Origin of the sequence: Geobacter sp. AOG2 (assembly GCF_019972295.1) — a bacterium.
Taxonomy (GTDB): domain Bacteria; phylum Desulfobacterota; class Desulfuromonadia; order Geobacterales; family Pseudopelobacteraceae; genus Oryzomonas.
In genome coordinates this window covers 1,112,336-1,131,127 of record NZ_BLJA01000001.1, presented here as the reverse complement: position 1 = coordinate 1,131,127, position 18,792 = coordinate 1,112,336, and the positions used below count along the sequence as shown (strand labels likewise).

19 protein-coding genes are annotated in these 18,792 nt (G+C 57.9%); 8 read left to right on the top strand and 11 right to left on the bottom strand.

Features of this window, described 5'->3' with window-relative positions; all coding sequences use genetic code 11:
- The first annotated feature begins 27 nt into the window (after nt 1-27).
- From LDN12_RS05240 to LDN12_RS05225, 4 genes are all read left to right on the top strand, one after another.
- A complete protein-coding gene (locus LDN12_RS05240; protein WP_223921627.1) occupies nt 28-1,422 on the top strand; it encodes a sigma-54 dependent transcriptional regulator in 1,395 nt (464 codons plus the stop codon).
- Nucleotides 1,423-1,557: 135 nt separating this feature from the next.
- On the top strand, nt 1,558-1,977 hold the full coding sequence (locus tag LDN12_RS05235) for a hypothetical protein (protein ID WP_223921626.1): 420 nt from the start codon (nt 1,558-1,560) through the stop codon (nt 1,975-1,977).
- Nucleotides 1,978-2,133: 156 nt separating this feature from the next.
- A complete protein-coding gene (locus tag LDN12_RS05230; protein ID WP_223921625.1) occupies nt 2,134-3,408 on the top strand; it encodes a nodulation protein NfeD in 1,275 nt (424 codons plus the stop codon).
- Nucleotides 3,409-3,487: 79 nt separating this feature from the next.
- Nucleotides 3,488-4,267, top strand: coding sequence for a slipin family protein (locus LDN12_RS05225; protein WP_223921624.1), 780 nt, complete (start codon nt 3,488-3,490; stop codon nt 4,265-4,267).
- 120 nt (nt 4,268-4,387) lie between these two features.
- Here LDN12_RS05225 and LDN12_RS05220 read toward each other — a convergent pair whose 3' ends face one another.
- Nucleotides 4,388-4,786, bottom strand: coding sequence for a secondary thiamine-phosphate synthase enzyme YjbQ (locus tag LDN12_RS05220; protein ID WP_223921623.1), 399 nt, complete (start codon nt 4,784-4,786; stop codon nt 4,388-4,390).
- A 94-nt stretch (nt 4,787-4,880) separates the two neighbouring features.
- Here LDN12_RS05220 and LDN12_RS05215 point away from each other — a divergent pair, with 94 nt between their 5' ends.
- Nucleotides 4,881-5,042, top strand: a complete 162-nt coding sequence (locus LDN12_RS05215; protein ID WP_223921622.1) for a hypothetical protein — start codon at nt 4,881-4,883, stop codon at nt 5,040-5,042.
- Nucleotides 5,043-5,111: 69 nt separating this feature from the next.
- On the opposite strand, the gene LDN12_RS05210 is transcribed toward LDN12_RS05215, so the two are convergent.
- On the bottom strand, nt 5,112-5,750 hold the full coding sequence (locus LDN12_RS05210; protein ID WP_223921621.1) for a LysE/ArgO family amino acid transporter: 639 nt from the start codon (nt 5,748-5,750) through the stop codon (nt 5,112-5,114).
- 140 nt (nt 5,751-5,890) lie between these two features.
- Between LDN12_RS05210 and LDN12_RS05205 the strand changes: the two genes are divergently transcribed.
- The 3 genes from LDN12_RS05205 to LDN12_RS05195 all read left to right on the top strand — a co-directional run bounded on the left by LDN12_RS05205 (nt 5,891) and on the right by LDN12_RS05195 (nt 9,978).
- Complete coding sequence (locus LDN12_RS05205; protein ID WP_223921620.1) at nt 5,891-6,904, top strand: GlxA family transcriptional regulator; 1,014 nt, start codon at nt 5,891-5,893, stop codon at nt 6,902-6,904.
- Between the two features lie 25 nt (nt 6,905-6,929).
- Nucleotides 6,930-7,220, top strand: a complete 291-nt coding sequence (locus LDN12_RS05200) for a DUF2917 domain-containing protein (protein ID WP_223921619.1) — start codon at nt 6,930-6,932, stop codon at nt 7,218-7,220.
- A gap of 88 nt (nt 7,221-7,308) precedes the next feature.
- The gene (locus LDN12_RS05195; protein ID WP_223921618.1) at nt 7,309-9,978 is read left to right on the top strand and encodes an MMPL family transporter; all 2,670 of its coding nucleotides are present in this window, start codon (nt 7,309-7,311) and stop codon (nt 9,976-9,978) included.
- A gap of 136 nt (nt 9,979-10,114) precedes the next feature.
- Here the strand turns inward: LDN12_RS05195 and purT are convergent, their stop codons facing one another.
- From purT to LDN12_RS17860, 9 genes are all read right to left on the bottom strand, one after another.
- Nucleotides 10,115-11,299, bottom strand: a complete 1,185-nt coding sequence (gene purT, locus LDN12_RS05190) for a formate-dependent phosphoribosylglycinamide formyltransferase (RefSeq protein WP_223921617.1) — start codon at nt 11,297-11,299, stop codon at nt 10,115-10,117.
- A gap of 39 nt (nt 11,300-11,338) precedes the next feature.
- Nucleotides 11,339-12,250, bottom strand: a complete 912-nt coding sequence (locus tag LDN12_RS05185) for an IPT/TIG domain-containing protein (protein ID WP_223921616.1) — start codon at nt 12,248-12,250, stop codon at nt 11,339-11,341.
- Between the two features lie 84 nt (nt 12,251-12,334).
- Nucleotides 12,335-13,414 carry an LPS export ABC transporter permease LptG gene (gene lptG, locus LDN12_RS05180; RefSeq protein WP_223921615.1) on the bottom strand — a complete coding sequence of 360 codons (1,080 nt, stop codon included), beginning with the start codon at nt 13,412-13,414 and terminating at the stop codon, nt 12,335-12,337.
- A 4-nt stretch (nt 13,415-13,418) separates the two neighbouring features.
- Entirely contained in the window at nt 13,419-14,567 is a 1,149-nt protein-coding gene (lptF, locus tag LDN12_RS05175) for an LPS export ABC transporter permease LptF (RefSeq protein ID WP_223921614.1), read from the bottom strand.
- A gap of 151 nt (nt 14,568-14,718) precedes the next feature.
- Complete coding sequence (locus LDN12_RS05170) at nt 14,719-14,982, bottom strand: YkgJ family cysteine cluster protein (RefSeq protein ID WP_374045082.1); 264 nt, start codon at nt 14,980-14,982, stop codon at nt 14,719-14,721.
- A gap of 92 nt (nt 14,983-15,074) precedes the next feature.
- On the bottom strand, nt 15,075-15,455 hold the full coding sequence (locus LDN12_RS05165; protein WP_223921612.1) for a desulfoferrodoxin: 381 nt from the start codon (nt 15,453-15,455) through the stop codon (nt 15,075-15,077).
- A 316-nt stretch (nt 15,456-15,771) separates the two neighbouring features.
- Nucleotides 15,772-17,097, bottom strand: coding sequence for a citrate (Si)-synthase (locus LDN12_RS05160; RefSeq protein WP_223921611.1), 1,326 nt, complete (start codon nt 17,095-17,097; stop codon nt 15,772-15,774).
- A 195-nt stretch (nt 17,098-17,292) separates the two neighbouring features.
- Nucleotides 17,293-18,489: a Xaa-Pro peptidase family protein gene (locus LDN12_RS05155; protein ID WP_223921610.1), complete on the bottom strand. Its 1,197-nt coding sequence runs from the start codon at nt 18,487-18,489 to the stop codon at nt 17,293-17,295.
- Nucleotides 18,490-18,529: 40 nt separating this feature from the next.
- Nucleotides 18,530-18,658, bottom strand: a complete 129-nt coding sequence (locus LDN12_RS17860; RefSeq protein ID WP_274382198.1) for a hypothetical protein — start codon at nt 18,656-18,658, stop codon at nt 18,530-18,532.
- Nucleotides 18,659-18,792 lie beyond the last annotated feature (134 nt).

Below are 18,792 nucleotides of genomic sequence, written 5' to 3'. Positions count from 1 at the left end.
CCGGTATAAAAAAGGAACGATGTAACAATGCCCGACAAGAAACGCATCCTCGTAATCGACAACGAAGAAGGCCTGTGCCGCATGATGGAACAGGTACTGCTGGACAACGGCTACCTGGCCCGCGCCTACACATCGCCGCTCAAGGCAATTGATGAGTTCCGTCCCGGGGCTTGGGACCTGCTTATCACCGACATCAAGATGCCCGGCATGAGCGGGCTTGAGGTCCTCCAGAAAGCCAAGGAGAAGGAAAAGGACATCCCGGTAATTATGATCACCGCCTACGCCACGGTGGACATGTCGATCCAGGCCCTGCGCAAGGGGGCCTACGACATGCTGACCAAGCCGTTTGAGCCGGAAGAGTTGGTCTACCGGGTCAAGAACGCCCTGCAGCAGTCGCGCTTGATCGAAGAAAACCGTGAACTGCGCGCCGAACTGGAGGGCAAATTCTGCTTTGACAACATCATCGGCGCTTCAGGCGGATTGAAGGCCATACTGGAACGGGTCGAGAAGGTGGCGGTGCGCGACACTTCGGTGCTGATTACCGGTGAATCCGGAACCGGCAAGGAACTTATTGCCCAGGCGATCCATTACAACTCGCCACGGCACGAGCGCAAGTTCATCGCCATAAACTGCGGTGCGTTGCCCGAAACCCTACTGGAGAGTGAACTGTTCGGCTACAAGAAGGGTGCATTCACCGGCGCCAAAGAAAACCGGCACGGCCTCCTGGAAGCAGCCGACGGGGGTACACTGTTCCTGGACGAGGTCGGCAACCTGCCGATGAACGTACAGAAGACGCTGTTACGCTTTTTACAGGAAAAGGAATTTAATCGCCTGGGGGATACCGCTCCCACCAGAGTGGACGTGCGGGTGCTTTCGGCCACCAATTCCGATTTGAAAGAGGCTGTCAAAAGCGGTGCCTTCCGGGAAGATCTCTACTACCGGCTTAATGTGGTCAACATCCATCTGCCGCCGTTGCGGGAGCGGACCGATGATATCCCACTGCTGGCGGCGCACTTCATCATCCTGCAAAACCAGAAGTTCGACACGATGGTCAAAGGTTTCGACAAGGAAGCCATGCAGGCGATGTGCGACTTTACCTGGCCCGGCAACATCCGCCAGTTGAAAAACGTGATCGAGGCATGTATGGCCATGGTCGGCGAGGAGTACATCTCTCGCGAAACCCTGGATCAGTTTTTGGAGATCAGCCACGAACCGGTTGGCATTCCCCCGGCAGCGGCCACCACGGAGGGGGAACTTCCCTTTAATGCCGCCCTGGAGCGCTTCGAGGCCGACCTGCTCAAGGGGCTACTGAAGAAACACGGTGGCAATATCGATGCCGCGGCCCGCGAGGCAGGCATGAACATGGCCACGATTTACCGCAAAATCAAGAAGTACGGGCTCAAGAAAGAAGAGTACCTGTGATGCCGGTTGCAGATCACTGATAGGGTCAAGACGGCGAAGGCTGAGACGACAGGGACGTACAGAGTAAATAAGTTGGGAGCCGAAGACGGACTGTGCCAAGGACGCCTTGCGACGGAATTGGAATGAGGTGATGCAATGTTCGACTGGTTCCGCAGAAAAGCAGAGCCGCCGTTACGGTTCCCTGATAACGAGGCTGCTTTTGCCCATGCCTGCACCTTGGGCTACCGCCTGTTGCTGAATGCGCTGATCCCGGCCCTGGTGGTTGGAACGGGGCGGCGCGGCAGCGAGGGGGAACGGTATTTCCGCCTTCGCCTGGCCGGCCCCAAAGGGGCGCTGGAGATATGGGGCTGCACCATGGCCGATGCTCCAGGATACCCGGAGGTTGGTGACTTGGTTGCTTTCCGCATCGTCAGGATCGCCGCGGAACTACCGGAAGAGGGTCAACTGATCGGCTACATTGCAAGCAAACTCGAGCCGGTTCTGAACGGGAGCAAGGGCTGGCAGGTTGCCTCCAGCTTCACCCCAGCCCATCTCAAACCAGAACTACATATGTGAATATGCCCTAGCAAGTTGTCCATACCAGCATCGCCCCTCATTTACGACCCGCCTTCCGGGTCGTTGCCGTCTCCGTACGCCTGCACGATTCTTTCCTCGACCTCCTTACAACGCCATCATAATAGGGTATACTTATAAAAGGAGAGAGGAGTTTCCATGCGCCTCAGCCTCAGTATCATCCTATGCCTGCTGGTGTGTGTAACCGTGCCGGCAGCCGAACGAGGCCGGGTTCGGGTCGTGACGATCCACGATCCGATCACTCCGGTGACGGCCCGGTTTGTCCATCGCACCCTGAGAGACGCGGCCCGGGGCGGAGACAGTCTGGTGCTGGTGGAACTGGATACCCCCGGCGGCCTGGATACAGCCATGCGGGAGATCGTGAAGGACGTTTTTGCCAGCCCGGTACCGGTGGCGGTCTATGTGACGCCGTCCGGTGCCCGCGCAGCATCGGCTGGCGCCATCATCTGCCTGGCAGCCGACGTGTGCGCCATGTCTCCGGGCACCAACATCGGCGCGGCCCACCCTGTTTCCTTGGGCGAAAAACCCGACAAAATAATTGAGGAGAAAGTGGTTAACGATGCCGAGGCCTATGCGGAGGGGATCGCACGCAAAAGGGGCCGTGACGAAACCCTGGCTCGACGAATGGTGAGGGAGAGCATCTCCCTGAGCGCGGACAAGGCGCTGGCAGGCAAGGTTATCGATCTGATCGCTCGGGACCGGGCCGAGTTGCTGCAACAAATGGAAGGATATCGCATCATGCGAGGCGGCCGGGAGGTACCCTTGCGGCTGGCCGGAGCCGAGACGATTCCGGCCGAGATGCGGCCGGGAGAGCGGATGCTGAACGCCATCAGCAATCCCAACGTGGCCTACGTCCTGATGATGCTCGGCACACTTGGGCTGTTCTTCGAACTGTCCAATCCGGGCGTAATCCTGCCCGGGGTGATCGGGGGGATCTCCTTGATCCTGGCTTTCTTTGCCTCCCAGACGCTGCCGGTCAACTACACCGGTGCCCTGCTCATCCTGCTGGCGCTGGTGTTCTTTATCGCCGAGATCAAGGTTGCCTCCCACGGCATGCTGACGGTTGGAGGAATTATCGCAATGATCTTCGGGTCACTGATCTTGTTCGAATCCCCGGCACCTTACCTGCGTGTTTCCTGGAGCGTGATCACGGTCACGGTGCTGACCACGGCCGGGTTCTTCTCGGTGGTCATCGCTAAGGCGTTACGTGTCCATCGCCTTAAACCGGCCACCGGCCGGGAAGGACTACTGGAACAAGAAGGGCGCGCCGAGAGCGACATCTGCCCTACGGGGAAGGTTTTTGTCAACGGAGAATATTGGGATGCCTGGAGTGACCAGCAGATTGCTGCCGGGTCCAAGGTCACGGTAGTGGAGATGGAAGGCATGCGAGTCAAGGTAAGAAAAATGTCGTAGGGCTGGCCTCGCCCGAAGCGCGTCTCGCCCTTTTTCAGGTGTCCCATGGGGGCACCTCACATGAAAACGGAGGTTTCACATGTTCGACCTGTTCAATTACATTCCGATACTTTTTGTCGCTGTCCTGTTCATTATGTTCGTCGCCAGCGCAGTACGCATCCTCCCCGAGTACGAACGGGGCGTGCTGTTCCGTCTGGGCCGGTTGGCCGGGGTGCGGGGACCGGGCCTCTTTTTCATCATTCCCGGCATCGACCGTCTGGTGAGGGTGACCCTGCGCACCGTTGTCATGGACGTTCCCCCTCAGGATGTGATCACCCATGACAACGTAACGGTCAAGGTATCAGCGGTCATCTACTTCCGGGTCATGGAGCCCCAGAAGGCCGTCGTAGATGTGGAAAACTACCTCTACGCCACCAGCCAGTTATCCCAGACCACCTTGCGGAGCGTTCTGGGACAGGTAGACCTGGATGAACTCCTGGCCAACCGAGAGAAAATCAACAAGGAGTTGCAGGAGATTCTCGATCGCCATACCGGGCCGTGGGGTGTCAAGGTGGCCAACGTGGAGGTAAAGAACATCGATCTGCCCCAGGAGATGCAACGGGCTATCGCCAAGCAGGCCGAGGCGGAGCGGGAGCGTCGCGCCAAGATCATCCACGCCGAGGGCGAACTACAGGCATCGGAAAAACTGGCCCAGGCAGCCACAATCCTGGCTGCCGAACCGACCGCACTGCAATTACGCTATCTTCAGACCCTGACGGAAATAGCCGCGGAAAAAAACTCCACCACTATCTTCCCGGTCCCCATCGACCTGATCAAGATGTTTCTGGATCGTGGGGACTCAGGCAGTCGAAAAATTTAGGTTGTTCAAAAATAGTCAGATAGCCGCACCCGCAGAAGGCCCTGCGGCGGCGTAGCAGCGCTACGCCGCACAAAAGGGACTTCGAGGACGGCGGCGAGATGGCTGTTTTTCAACAACCTCCTAGGAAAAGGCGACGAACATCTTGCGCTCCCGGGGACCGTCGAATTCGCAGAAATAGATTCCCTGCCAGGTTCCGAGCCAGAGCTTGCCTTCCCGCACGATGACCTGCACCGACGAGCCAAAGAAGCTGGCCTTGATGTGCGCGTCGGAGTTCCCCTCGCTATGATGGAAATGACGACTGCGCGGAATCAGCTCGTCACTGAACCACTCCATGTCCCGCGCCACGTCCGGATCGGCGTTTTCATTGATCGTAACGGCGGCGGTGGTATGGGGCACATACACGGTCAGCACACCATCTCGCCACCCGCTCCGGTCCACAAACTCCACAATTTGTCGTGTTATGGAGATAAATTGGGTCCGCTTGTCGCTCGAAACAGATATTTCGCCACTACTCAGCATGATGGCCTCCCTGTGCGAAGTTGAATGGTCTGACTTCCGCTTCAGAAATCGTGTTATACTGGAAATGGGAAGGAAAGAAAAGGAGGTGGCAGCCATGAAAGACATGAAGGGAATGTTGGCAAAACCACGACACATGATGAAGACGACCATGACCGGCAAACATGAGCTGATGATCCGCCGTGCGGCCAACCATAATCTCCACGTCATTACCCCCCACGGCAAGATTCAGGCGGGTCGTAAGGGCCGTAAGGGATGAGGGGGCACTGAATCGACCCACGAAAAAGCCCGGTTTAAGCCGGGCTTTTTTATAATTGCTACCGCACCGTTACCCCGTAAACACCCTCTTCCAGATCAGGCTGGTGCCGATCCCCCACATGGTGCACCCTACCAGGATATCAAGAACCCGCCAGGCAATCGGCGTGCGAAACAGCGACGCGAAAATTCTGGCGCCATAACCAATGCCGTAAAACCAGACAAGCGATGCCGCCATGGCCCCCAGGGCGAAGAGGACCCGTGCCTGCCCGCTGAATTGCGCCGCCAGGCTTCCCAGTAGAAGGACTGTGTCCAGATAGACGTGTGGGTTCAGAAGGCTCAGAGCCAGAGTAGTCGCCACCACAGCAGCCAAGCCTTCACCTCCCGTATTCTCCAGATCGGTTGCCAACGCTTGCGGCCTGACTGCCGACCAAAAGGAGCGGATACCGTAACAAAACAGAAAAACGGCCCCTCCCCACAAGGCAACCACAAGCAGCCGGGGCGATGAGGCCACGAACGTACCAAATCCGCCGGCACCCAGGCCAATCAGAACCATATCGCACAGAAAACAGATGGTGCTTACCGTAAAAACGTACTCACGCCGTAGGCCTTGCCGCAGGACAAAAGCGTTCTGGCTTCCGATGGCGATGATCAGACTTGCACCGAGGCTGAAACCATGCACAAGGGGTTCAGAGAATGAAGAATGGTTCATGAGGTTTGCACTCCTGCGGCAAGAATACCGGCTTCAGCACTATTTATCAACAATGCTGTCCCGACACAACCGGGCACATGGCAGAAAACGCCTGTTTGTTGTCATTGCGCCTTGTGCCGCTTTGTGAAAAGATGCGGACCATGAATCGTTACAACCAAGAATTGCACAGCGAAACCGGGACAACCGAACCACGCTCCGTCGTAGTGATAGTCCACGAAGGGTGCGAACTCCTTGATGCCACCGGCCCTGCCGCGGTATTCGGGGTGGTGAACAGGACGTTGCGGGAACAGGTGGCCGCGCCCGGTTACCGGGTCACGATTGCGGCACAGGAGCAGGGCATCGTTACGACCTCTGCGGGGGTCCAACTGGTGGCCGACGCGGCATGGCGCGACATTACCAGCCCAATCGACACCCTGCTCGTGGTGGGGAGCCCGGACGAGCCTCTCTGCCGCGCCTTGGAAAACAGGGAATTGATCCAATGGTTGAAAGAAATTGGGGGGCAAACCAGACGCCTCGTCTCGGTCTGCACCGGCGCTTTTTTCCTCGCAAAAGCGGGGCTCCTGAACGGGCGGCGGGTCACAACCCACTGGATGGACGTAGACCGCATGGCCAGGGAGTACCCGGAGGTAACCGTTGAGCCGGATGCGATCTACGTAAGGGACGGCTCCATTGCAACCTCCGCTGGCATCACGGCCGGAATCGACCTGGCGCTTGCCCTGGTGGAGGAGGATTACGGCAGAAAGCTGGCCCTGGCAATCGCTCGTCGGCTCGTCCTCTACCTCAAGCGGCCGGGCGGGCAGAGCCAGTTCAGCAGCCGCCTCCGCTCCCAGATGGTCACGGGTGGGCCGCTGGCACCGCTCCTAGCCTGGCTCGAGGAAAATGCCTATCAGGATATCACGGTTGAAGATCTGGCGGACAGGGCAGCCATGAGCCCCCGCAATTTTGCCCGGGTTTTCCTTCGGGAAACCGGCATAACTCCCTTGAAATACCTGGACCGGCTACGCATCGAACGGGCGAAGCATCTCCTGGAGGAGACGAACCATCCCATGGAGGCAGTTGCACTTAAGAGCGGTTTCAGCAGCGCCGAACAGTTACGGCGCACCTTCCAGCGCTGCTTGGGGATCACACCCCGCGCCTACCGCGAACGTTTTTAGCGATCAATCTCATGAGGAGCCGCCTATGGACTATCTGCTGAAAAAAGGCGAAACCGTGTCGGTCACCGCAGGCCCCGAGAGTTGTTCCCTGCGCATGGACCAGGGGAGCGTGTGGCTGACCCGTTACGACGATCCCCGCGATTATATCCTGAAATTGGGTGAAACCTTTGCCGTGAGCACTCCCGGAGCTGTGGTGATCGAGGCGCTGGAGGATACGGCGATTGCGCTGGAATACGCCTGCACCGGCAGACCGGCCCGGACGACCATCCAGATCGGCCTCTGCCTCCCCTCTTCCATTGTCATGGAACGGAACTGACCCATCCCCGTTACACTCCCCCTTTGATTGACTTTTCCCCCCCGGCGGTATATTCAGAAGTGTCACAATCTTGCCCAAGGAGTCATGTGTGTCTGATACACCGAAACCGAGCCGTTTGTTCGCCTTCGTCGCCAGGCGTCCGCGCCTGATCCTGACGCTGGCCTTGCTATTTTCCGTCTGTTCCGTCATCTATACAAAAAAGAATATGGAGTTTCTGACCGGCCGCGACGACCTGATGGCCAAAAACGCCCCATTCCAGATGGATTACCAGGCCTATCGTCGGGAATTCGGCGACCAGGAAGAAATCGTGGCGGTCATAGAATCAGACGACGCGGAGAAATCGACCCGTGCCGCCGATGCTCTCTATCAACGCCTGAACCGGGAAACCAGCCTGTTCCGCGATGTGTTCTACCCCGGCGGCCTCCCCTTTTTCCGGAAGAACGGCCTCCTGTTCATGCCGCTGGAGGATATCCAGCGATTGCGCCACACCCTGACCATGGCCGCACCGGTCCTGAAGAGTCTCTCCGCCTCCCCCTCGGTGCAGACGCTCTTCACCAGCCTGACGGGCCAGATCGATGGGTATCTCGCCTCCGGCGACCCGACTTCCCTTGAAAGCCTGACCTTCATGCTGTCCACCCTGGACAAGGGGTTCAAGGCCTTTGACGGCAAGGGGAGCGGCATGACCATGGATTCGTTCCTCAAGGGGAGCGGCGACGGCAAGCCATCGACCCTTGAAAACGCAGGCAAGCAGCAGGTCATCACCATGCGTCCGGTCAAGGACGAGGGTAGTTTCGTGGCCTCGGAAAAACCGATCAAAGCGGCTCGCGCCGCCCTGGCCGAGCTGGTGAAACGCCCCGAGTTCAAGGGGGTTACGGCCGGCCTGACCGGGGTGCCGGTGCTCGAGTACGAGGAGATGGCCACCAGCCAGCGGGACATCGAGATCGCCACCATACTATCCCTCTCCCTGACCGTGATCCTGCTGTTGTTCGCCTTCCGCGGCCTTTTGAACGTGATCAGCGCCATGGTTTCGCTGATCGTAGGCATCTGCCTTTCCTTCGGCTTTGCCACCGCCGCCGTGGGGCATCTCAACATCCTCTCCATGGTCTTTGCCATCATGCTGATCGGCCTGGGGATCGAGTACGGCATCCAGGTGGTCCTGCGCTACCAGGAGGAGTTGCGGAACGGCTCGTCGGGTCTGGCGGCCATCGAAACCGGCCTCTCCGCCAACATCCGTTCCATCGTCATGGCCGCAGCCACCGTGGCACTGGCATTCGCCACCTTTGCCTTCACCGATTTCAAGGGCATCGCCGAGTTGGGCATCATCGCGGCCGGCGGGGTCGTGATCTGCGTTATTACCACCTTTACCGTGCTGCCCTCCATGCTGATCCTGTTGGAGCGGTTCAGGAAGCCGCAGCCGAGCGTACCCACGGAGCAGGCTCCGGCAGAGCTTGGCGAAAAGCCTTTTTTCCGCGCCCTCTTCGCCAGCCCGCGGACGGTCGTCGGCGTCACCCTGTTCCTGGCACTCGTCTGCCTCTACCCCACCCTGACCATGCGCTTCGATTACAACCTGATGAACCTCCAGGCTAAGGGGCTGCAATCGGTGGAATACGCCTACAAGCTGATGCGCAGCAAGGAGAACTCCGGCTATTTTGCCGTGGTGACCGCCAAAGACCGCGCCGAGGCCAAACAGTTGACCGAGCGGTTGGAAAAACTGCCCAGCGTGGACCACGTGGTCAGCCTGCCAGCCCTGGTGCCGGACCAGCAGCACGCCAAGCTGGCCGAATTGGCTGCGCTCCGGCAGGTATTGGCGGATGTCAGGCCGGTGCCCTACGAGGAGAACCTGCGGGTCATGGAACTGCCCAGAGTCTTCGAGGCGTTCCGAGACCGGGTAAGCAAGCTGAAGACAGCGTTGGATGCCAAAAAGGCGCCCGAAGCCAAGCCGGTGGGCGCATTTCTGGCGACCCTGGACGGCTTCTTCGCGAAGCTGGAGAAGGAAAAGGACAAAAATGCCCTGGGGATGCTGCGGGAGTTTCAGGGGGGGATGTTCGCCGAGCTGCCGGCCAAGCTGACCATGATGAAGGAAAGCCTGGAGGCGTCACCGGTCGTTGAAGCAGACGTGCCGGCGGAGCTGAAGCAGCGCTTCGTGGGTAAGAGCGGCCAACTGCTGCTCCAGGTCGCCCCGAAAAAGGAGATATTCGAACATGAGCCGCTCCAAGAATTCGTCACCCAGGTCAAGGGCATCGTCCCCAATGCCACCGGCGAGCCGATCATGGTCTACGAATCCCTGACCATCATGCGGGACGCCTACCTCAGAGCCTTTGCCTACGCCTTTATCGGTATCGCCGTGATCCTGCTCATCAACTTCAAGAGCATCAGGTTCGCCGTGATGGGCGCCTTGCCGCTGGGGGTGGGATTACTCTTCATGGTGGGGGGCATGCGGTTGGCGGGGATCAGCTTCAATTCGGCCAACATCATCGTGCTGCCGCTGATCCTGGGGGTGGGGATCGACTCGGCCATCTACATCATCAACCGCTATCGCCAGGGGAACGAAACCCCGGCCCAGGTGGCCACGCGCAGCGCCGGGATCGGCGTGTTCCTCAACGCCCTGACGATCCTGTTCAGCTTCGGCGCCCTGATGGTGGCGCACCACCAGGGGGTCTTCAGCATCGGCGCGGTCATGTCCCTGGGCATGACCGCCAGTGTGGCGGTCTTCCTGATCTTCCTGCCGGCGCTGCTCTCCCTGTGGGGGAAGCGGTAAGTATCCGCACCTTCTGAGCTAGTTGGAGCTGAAAGACCTCCGAGGTATGGAACGCCTCGGAGGTCTTCTTGTTAGATGGTGGGTAAATATTTGGATGATACCGGTTCCGTTTATTCGTCTCTTTGAGCCACAACCGTCACCTCTGAGGCACCAGCCGCACGCAATGGGCGCTGGCCTCGGCCCGGCTTCGGGCCTCGTCGGTCGATGTCCCCTGGACCAAGGCCACTCCCATGCGCCGGCCGGGGCGGGTATCCGGCTTGCCGAACAGGCGTAGCTTGGCGCCGGGAATGTTGAGGGCCTCGGTCAGCCCCTCGAAACGTACGTTGTCCAGGCTTTCCTCCGCCAGGATCACATGACTGGCCGAGGGGGCCAGGTTGAGGATTTCGGGCACCGGTAGCCCGAGTATGGCGCGCACATGGAGTTCAAACTGGCTCAGGTTCTGGGAGATCATGGTCACCATGCCGGTGTCGTGGGGACGAGGCGACACCTCGCTGAACCAGACCTGATCACCCTTAACGAACAACTCAACTCCGAAGATGCCATAGCCCCCCAGGGCGTTGGTGACCGTTTCCGCTTGGCGCCGAGCCTCGGCAAGGGCTGCCGCCGACATGGCCATGGGTTGCCACGACTCGTGGTAATCCCCCTTGATCTGCACGTGGCCGATGGGAGGACAGAACGAGGTGCCGCCGGCGTGACGGACGGTCAGCAGGGTAATCTCGTAGTCGAACGCAATAAACTCCTCGATGATGGCGGTATCGGAAGCGCCGCGAGCGCCCTCCATGGCGTAGCGCCAGGCAGCATCAACGTCCGAGGCTGACCGTACCACGCTCTGTCCCTTGCCCGACGAACTCATGATCGGTTTCACCACGCAGGGGAACCCGGTGGCAGCAGCATTGGAGCGCAACTCATCCAGGCTTTTCGCAAAGGCGTAACGTGCCGTGGGCAAGCCCAATTTTTCGGCCGCCAAACGCCGGATGCCTTCCCGGTTCATGGTCAGGTTCGCCGCCCGCGCCGTGGGGATCACCCGCTGCCCTCCCTGTTCCAGTTCCAACAGAAAGGCGGTGTCGATAGCCTCGATCTCCGGTACGATCAGGTCGGGCCGCTCCTCCGCCACCACCCGCCGCAACGCCTCCCGGTCCAGCATACTGATGACGTGACTTCTGTGGGCCACCTGCATGGCCGGGGCATGGGGATAACGGTCCACGGCAATTACCTCAACGCCGAGACGTTGAGCTTCGATGGCAACCTCCTTGCCCAATTCTCCCGATCCCAATAGCAGCAGTTTGATAGCGCCCGGTTTCAGCGGGGTTCCAAGGTTCATATCGATATTATCCTCCGAGTTCAAAAATTTCTGTTCCTATCACGGTGCGCTGACGTTAACGACCTGGCTCCCTTCGTTCCCGGGGTTCACCACCTGCAGGCGGAACTCCTTGGCAACCGGCGAATAGGGGAACCGCTGATAAACGAGCCTGGTGCAGTCGATAAAGATAACCTTCTCCCGTGCGGCCGCATCCTGGCCGCTATTCCCGCCAATGCGCTGGCCGTCCACATAGAGGGCCGAGTTCTGCTGAAAGTTCTTCCCATCTATTATCAATTCGTAATAATTTACGTATTCATCCCCTCTCCCTACCTGACTGATTTCAGGCTTTGTCTCTATCTCAAGCGCCAGCGGCACCGAAGCGTTCTCCGGTGAATTTTTCACCAAAACCTGGTGCAGCCCCCCCGTCACCTGCGGAACCCTGAAAACGATGGCCTCGGGCGAAACCACGCGGCTCTTGATAGAGGTATTGTCAAAGAAGAGAAGCGACGTCTCGCTAAAATTTCGGCCCGACGCGGTCACATCCCGCTCTCCCCCCTGAGCGCAGGAACTGATCCTGTCGGGTGAAAGGGCATTCAGCACCGGCCGCTGGGGCAACACCGAAAAGTTGTAGACCCGGCCGACAACACCATCACCCCGCTTGAGGTACAATGCGTACAATCCTGCATCGAGTGACGGAACGATGAACTCTAGCTGCCTTCCGTCGGACACCTTGGCCGGTATCTCCACGCTGCCGAGAAAGGCCGAGATTTGCTCACCGAAATTGGAACCGAAGATGGTTACTTTGTCCCCTGGTTCCGCCAGGGCCGGTATAATGCTGAGAATTGAGGGAGCGGTGTCCGGACTCGCTACCGCAGGTTTCATAACGCGCTGCGGCCGTTCCGCCGCAAAGAGGTAGGCGTTCCCTGCCAGGCAAAACATCACAATGATCAGGGCAGCGGCAACGTTTTTCATGTTCGGCCTCCTTGTTGTTGCTGTCAAATACGGGGCGCCCGCACTGCTACCGGGAACCCGTGACGCGCCCCATTGTATTGCTTGTCAATTCTTCACCGTCATGGCCAGCCACACGCCGCCCAGACAGAAAATGATATTGGCCCCCCAGGCGGCGACCACCGGCGGCAACACCCCGCTGCTCCCGTAGGAAAGCAGCATGGCATTGACCACGAAATAGGCGAAACCGATACCGATGCTAGCCCCGATCCCGAGGGCGGTACCACCCGAGCGACTGTTCCTGAAGGCGAACGGGATACCCAGAATGACCATCACAAAGGCAGCAAATGGACCGGAAAGCTTGGTGTGCATCATGGTCAGGTAACGAAAGGCGTGATATCCCCCGCTCTGCAGATTGTCGGCATACTCCTTCAGTTTCCTGAAGCTCAGGTTATCGGCATTGTTGCCTAACACGCGCAGGTCGTCCAGTTTCAGATTCAGGGCCACGTCCAAGCTGCGTGCCCGCCGGGTAACATACCCTCGCCCCTGTCCGAAATCCTTTATCACCGCTTCCTTCAGGGTCCAGCGTCCGTCGTGAAATTCGGCCGACTCGGCATCTGTACGACTGATCGGATTCATGGAACCGTCCAGCTTCCAGAGGGTGATCCCCCGCAGCACTTTAGCCTGGGGGTCGAACAGGTGGGCCTGAAGGATCATATCGTCGGAGTGGAACCAGATATTGTTGCGTCTGAATACTGCATTGATCCCCTGTTTCCTGATATCGACCCGCTCAACCTTCTCCATACGTTCATAGCTGCCGGGCACGACCAGTTCGGCGTTCAGAAGCAGCAAAAAACTGGCCGTCAAACCCAGAAACAGCATGGGAAACGCGATGCGCAGCAGGCTGATCCCACAACTCCGCATGGCAATAATCTCGCTGTTACGGGAAAACAGGCCCAGGGTCAACAGGGTCGCCATCAGAATCGAAAACGAGGCGGTCTGGCCGATCATCTCCGGCAACTTCCAGATGAAAAAGCGTAGAATGTCCCCTCCCGCGCCGCCGGCGCGGATAAAACGCGGTATCTTGTCCATCATGTCCAGCACCAGATACACAGCAACGAAACTACCCTGGCAGAGGGCCAACAGACGCAGCCAGGTAACTGCTATATAACGGCTGAGGATACTCACCGGGCTATGCCTTCCTTCCGATCAGGGTCAGTAGCGTATCCTGCACCTCAGCTTGGATGCTTCGTTCCAAGGACGCCATCCTCAGGAAATACCATCCCATGGTCAAAAAGATCATATTGGGAAGCCAGAGCGCCAACCCCGCCGGGAGCGTTCCCCGTTCCGCCAGGGTCCGCAAAAGCGACAGCAGCACGTAATAAGCCAACAGAATGCCGATACTGACGGAAAAACCGGCCGATTTGCCCGAACGGCGGTTCTGGATGCCAAGCGGCACGGCTACGATGGCAAATACCAGAGAGGCAAATGGAAAGGCGAAACGGCTCTGAAGTTCGGCGGCCATTTTGAGGCGCGTTGCCGGAGGCGTTACAGGGTCGCCGATCTGCCGCCGGAGTTCGCTGATCCCCATATCCAACTCGTTGCGCCCAATGCCTCCTCCCCTGCCTGGCCCGGCCACGGTCATGGCGTATTCACCGAAATTGACCAGCCGGTATTCGTCTTTCTTACCCGCTGCATGGATGCTGCCGTTGTTAAGCACCAGGCAGATGTCCTGCTGATTGGGGGTACAGCCCACCTTTCCGGTAGCGGCAAAGATGGTCATGGGCCGTACCGGGTCACGGCCATCATGGATGATGACCCCTTTGAGGGTGTGGTTCTGCTCATCGTAATGGTCTGTGTAGAGGATGATGCCGGGGATCTCGTCCCAGAAAACCTTCTCACGGATCGTCGCGGCCACGTTCTGTTTCAGCATTTCGAAACTGATACGCTTGAAGGCGCTGTTGCCCCAAGGAACGCCAACGGTGCTGGCGGCAAGGGTCAGCAATACCGCTATCATGCCGCACAACAACACCGGCGGCATGATCTGCACCAGACTAAGGCCGCTGGATTTCATCACCGTGATCTCGTTATCGGCCGAGAGGCGCCCAAAAGCCAGCAGCACTGCCAGCAGGAAGGCCATGGGGATCGTGAATACCAGAAAGGAAGGCATCAGGTACAGGATCATCCGGCCGATATCCGCCATGGGCACGCCGCGGGATATGACCAGATCGGTCAGCTTGATCAGCCGCCCCATCAACAGGATCAGGGTGAATACGACGATACCGAGCAGGAATACCGAGGCAATCTCGCGGATTATGTAAAGACTCAGGATTCGCTTCATGATGGTTGATGATACATGAGCCGTGGACAGGTGTAAAGGGAGGCGGGAAGAAAAGCGATTGGGAGGGGAGAAGGGTGGCCAACCGGGACAATGCAAGCCATTGATTCATGTGTGAACGCCCTACGAACCAACACCGCCAATTTACTACTCATTACTGGGGATCGGGGAGGGTAAGCAGTTCCATCTTCGACAAAAGCTCCATAGCTTCCCTGTCGTCCTGACCACACATATCCTGGCTCGGCCGCAGGCTGGTGCAAACCGGAGGTCGTTCACGGAGGCCAAAGAGACCGCAACGGTTGTCAGGCGTTAGTTGCACGCAACGCATACCGGCCGGTTTGCCGTGCTCCATGCCGGGAATAGGCGATGAAATCGAAGGGGCGATACAGCAGGCGGCACACCCGACACGACACGTCATGATGAAAAGGTTTTTCATGATTGTGCTCGTGATAGAAAAAATGCCCGTCGGGGTCCCCGGCGGGCATTGGTCTTTTAAGGTTCAGTGCGGCATTAAGCTTTGGCAGACCAGAGACCGTGCAGATTACACAACTCCCGGGCCGTCAGGCTGGTGGCGGTGATATTGAACGTGGCGGTCGGCACGTCGCCCGGCTTGAGGGCTTGGCGGTAAACCTTGCCGTCGGCAACCAGTTCAATCCATTCGATGTAGTGTTTCTCCTCCATGGGATGCAGCACACTCCCTACCGTGACCTTGACGACACCATCGGCGATTTCGATAACCGGCACATGTTTTTCCTTGGCGGCATCGACCGTATTTTCCGTCAACTGTTTCATCTCCTCGCCACAGCAGACCAGGGGCGCTCCGCCACCGTGGACGATTTCGACGATATTACCACAATGTTCACATTTGTAGATTTCAAGAAGCTTCGGCATGATGATATTCCTCCTGTGTTGTTGTGTAGACCTGTTTCCAGGCAGTGGGTTACGCATAAGCGTCCAGAAAAAAATGGGGCCAGGGATAGCGATAAACAGGGCAGTGTTCAGGACTTCCGACCGGTGATGGGTTTCACAGTAGTGCCGAACCGCCTCGGCACCCCATTCTGACCAGATCATTCTTAGCTTCGGAATGCTGAACACCAAATACGACAATTTTTATCCTTTATACCGCACTTTAATTTTTTTGCAAGCCTGAAAATAAAAAAAGGGGGATGCGTTACCGCATCCCCCTTCTGCACGCAAGAAAAAAAGATCAGGACAACTGGCGACCACCATCGGCGGCCCACTTCTCAAGCATGGCGGTGGTTACGGACTTGGGACGCTCGATAGCGTAGCCCAGACCACGGTCCCAGGTAATGTTGGCCATGCAGCCCAAGGCGCGGCCGACACCGAACAGAACCGTGTAGAAGTCCCATTCCTTGACGCCGTAGTACCACTGGATAACACCGGACTGTGCATCGACGTTCGGCCAGGGATTCTTGGTCTTGCCGTGCTCGGTGAGGACGCCCGGAGCCGTTTCAAAGATCATGGCAACCAGTTTGAACAGGGGATCATCCTTGAGGCCCGGGGTGGCGAGACAGAACTCACGCTGAGCGGTATAACGCGGGTCGGTCTTGCGCAGAACGGCGTGACCGTAACCCGGGACAACCTGACCGGCGTTGAGGGTGTCCCAGAGGGCCTTAGTGACGTTTTCTTTAGTCGGCTCGGCCCCGTTGAGTTTTTTCTGGAACTCCATGATCCAGCCAAGAACCTCCTGGTTGGCCAGGCCGTGCAGCGGGCCGGCCAAGCCGTTCAGGCCGGCGGAATAGGCGTAGTAGGGGTCGGACAGGGCCGAATGCACCAAGTGGGTGGTGTGGGCCGAGACGTTCCCGGACTCATGGTCGGAGTGCAGGATGAAGTACATGCGGGCCACATCCTTGTACTGCTCGCTCTGCCCGATCATGTGGGCAAAGTTGGCGCCCATGTCCAGGGTCGGGTCGATGGCGATCTGCTTGTCACCCTTGTACTTCAGGTTGTAGATGAAAGCGGCAATGATGGGGATACGGGCCACGATGTCGCTGGCGTCTTCATAGACGGATTCCCAGGCAACCATCTTGTTGAATTTGCCGGAGTTGTAGAAAGCGGCAAACTTGGAGTCTTTCTGCAGTGCCATTATGCCGACCGAGAGCATGACCATGGGATGGCTGTCCCTGGGCAGGGCACGAATGGCGTCGAACACGTACTGGGGGACGCTCTGGCGCGTCTTCCACTCGGCCACCACTTCGGCGACCTGGGCGTCGGTCGGCACATCACCGGTCAAAAGGAAGTACCAGAAGGACTCAACAGTCGGATAGGCCGAACCGGCGGCCTTGGGCAGCGCCGCAAAGGTCTCGGGGATGGTCTTACCGCGGAAACGGATGCCTTCCTGAGGATCAAGATAGGAGATGTCGGTGACGAGGCTGCGAATGTCGCGGGCACCGCCGATGCATTGGTCGATGGTCACCTGATCGATGATCACCTTGCCGAATTCCTTGGTAAGCTTGGTGGTACGGGGGCGGTGTTCCTCAATCTTCTGTTTGAGCGTCTCTTTCAATGCCATGTTGGTACTCTCCTTTCGTTGTGAGGTTTTAGCTGAGATCAACAGTGAGCCAGGCTTCTTAGACACCATTAAGACCAACAAAAATCGGTCGTCTACTCAATAGGAAAATATTTTTTTAGGATACTGTATACAATCAGGAAGTGCCGTAGTTATACCAAAGCTTGGCCAAAATGCAACAAAAATTTTGTGGAGCGGCTAGCGGTGCAGAATAACCAGTTCTTCGCTTGAATAGGTCAATTGCTTGAGCCCCTCCTCGCTGATATAGAAGGTATTCTCGATACCGACAGCTCCCTCACCCGGAAAGACGACTTTGGGCTCAAAGGCAAAGGCCATTCCCACCTGGAGAACCATATCCTTGAACCCCCGTGCAATAAAGGGATATTCATCGATCTCGACCCCCAGGCCATGACCGATGAAGGAGACCTGAGAACCTTTGGCCCCCATGAAGCTGTCGGCATAACCCATCTCCACTGCCAGCGCCAGACAACGGTCATACACCTCCCCCCAAGGTGCGCCCACAACGGCGATCTGCTTCATCAGTTCCTGCACCCGCACCATGTCGTCATACCCCTTGCGCAACCGGTCGGACAGACCATCAAGGGCAAAGATGCGGGTCTGGTCAACCAGATAGCCGTCAATGCTCCCGGCAAAGTCGACAATGATCGGCTCGTTGCGGCCGATCGGCTTGTAGCTCGCCCCCTGTCCGAAACAGGGGCTGGGTCCCACGCCGCCGAAGGGAGTGTCCGTATAGGCCGGTACAGCGCTGTCCGTGCCGGAAAAGGTATGGCCAAAGAGCATTTCGCCATTAAAGGCCCGCATTCTGATCAAACCCAGGTGTCCGTTCAGGCGGGCCGTATGCTCAAGCTCTGCCGCCAACTCCACATCGCTCATCCCTTCCCGGATCACCTCCGCCGCCCGGCGGGTCACCTTATCGACCTGGTCCGCCGCATCCTTCATGAGGTGGATTTCGTAGTGGCTTTTGATCATGCGCACCAAACGGATCAGTGGCGTGGCATCACTGAATTGCGCATTGGGAAACACCTTGCGGTAGCGCTCGAACAGGCCGACCGGCAGCACGTCGAACTCCATGCCGATCCGCTTCGGTTCGGGATATCCGTACCCTGCCACCAACGGTTGGATATCCTTGGGCGAAGTGAAGGGCATCACCTCCCTAAGCCCCGACTCCATACGCGCCCTGGCCGCATCCCGGCGTACCAGGTACAGCGGCTGTCCATGCGCAGGTACATACAGACAGCCGCTCTGAACGGTGCCCGTAAAATAGAACAGGTCGGCATTCTGGACGATAATGATGGCATCCAATTCTTCGGCGGCCATATGATTTTGTAACATTTTACAACGGTATTCCAACTCGGTGGCAGGGGTCAGGCGCATGCATCCTCCGTAAAACGATTCATTTTAACTGCCTATCTAATTAATGTTTTTCACCATCGGTATTGTCAGTGGCGCCACGAATGGCGACGATGTCTTCATACCCGATGTACGTGTATATGATGCCACTGGTCCGCAGCCCCATCTCCAACTCTCCTGATGTTTTTCGCAACGGCCCGCACCTCCATGAAAGTTGGAATTTTACCTACGAACAGGAAATGTGCAAGCAGACATACTCTCGTGTACGACTGTTCCAAAGCAGGTTCCGACAAATCCAGAGAATGGTCAACCGGATATTCCGTATTA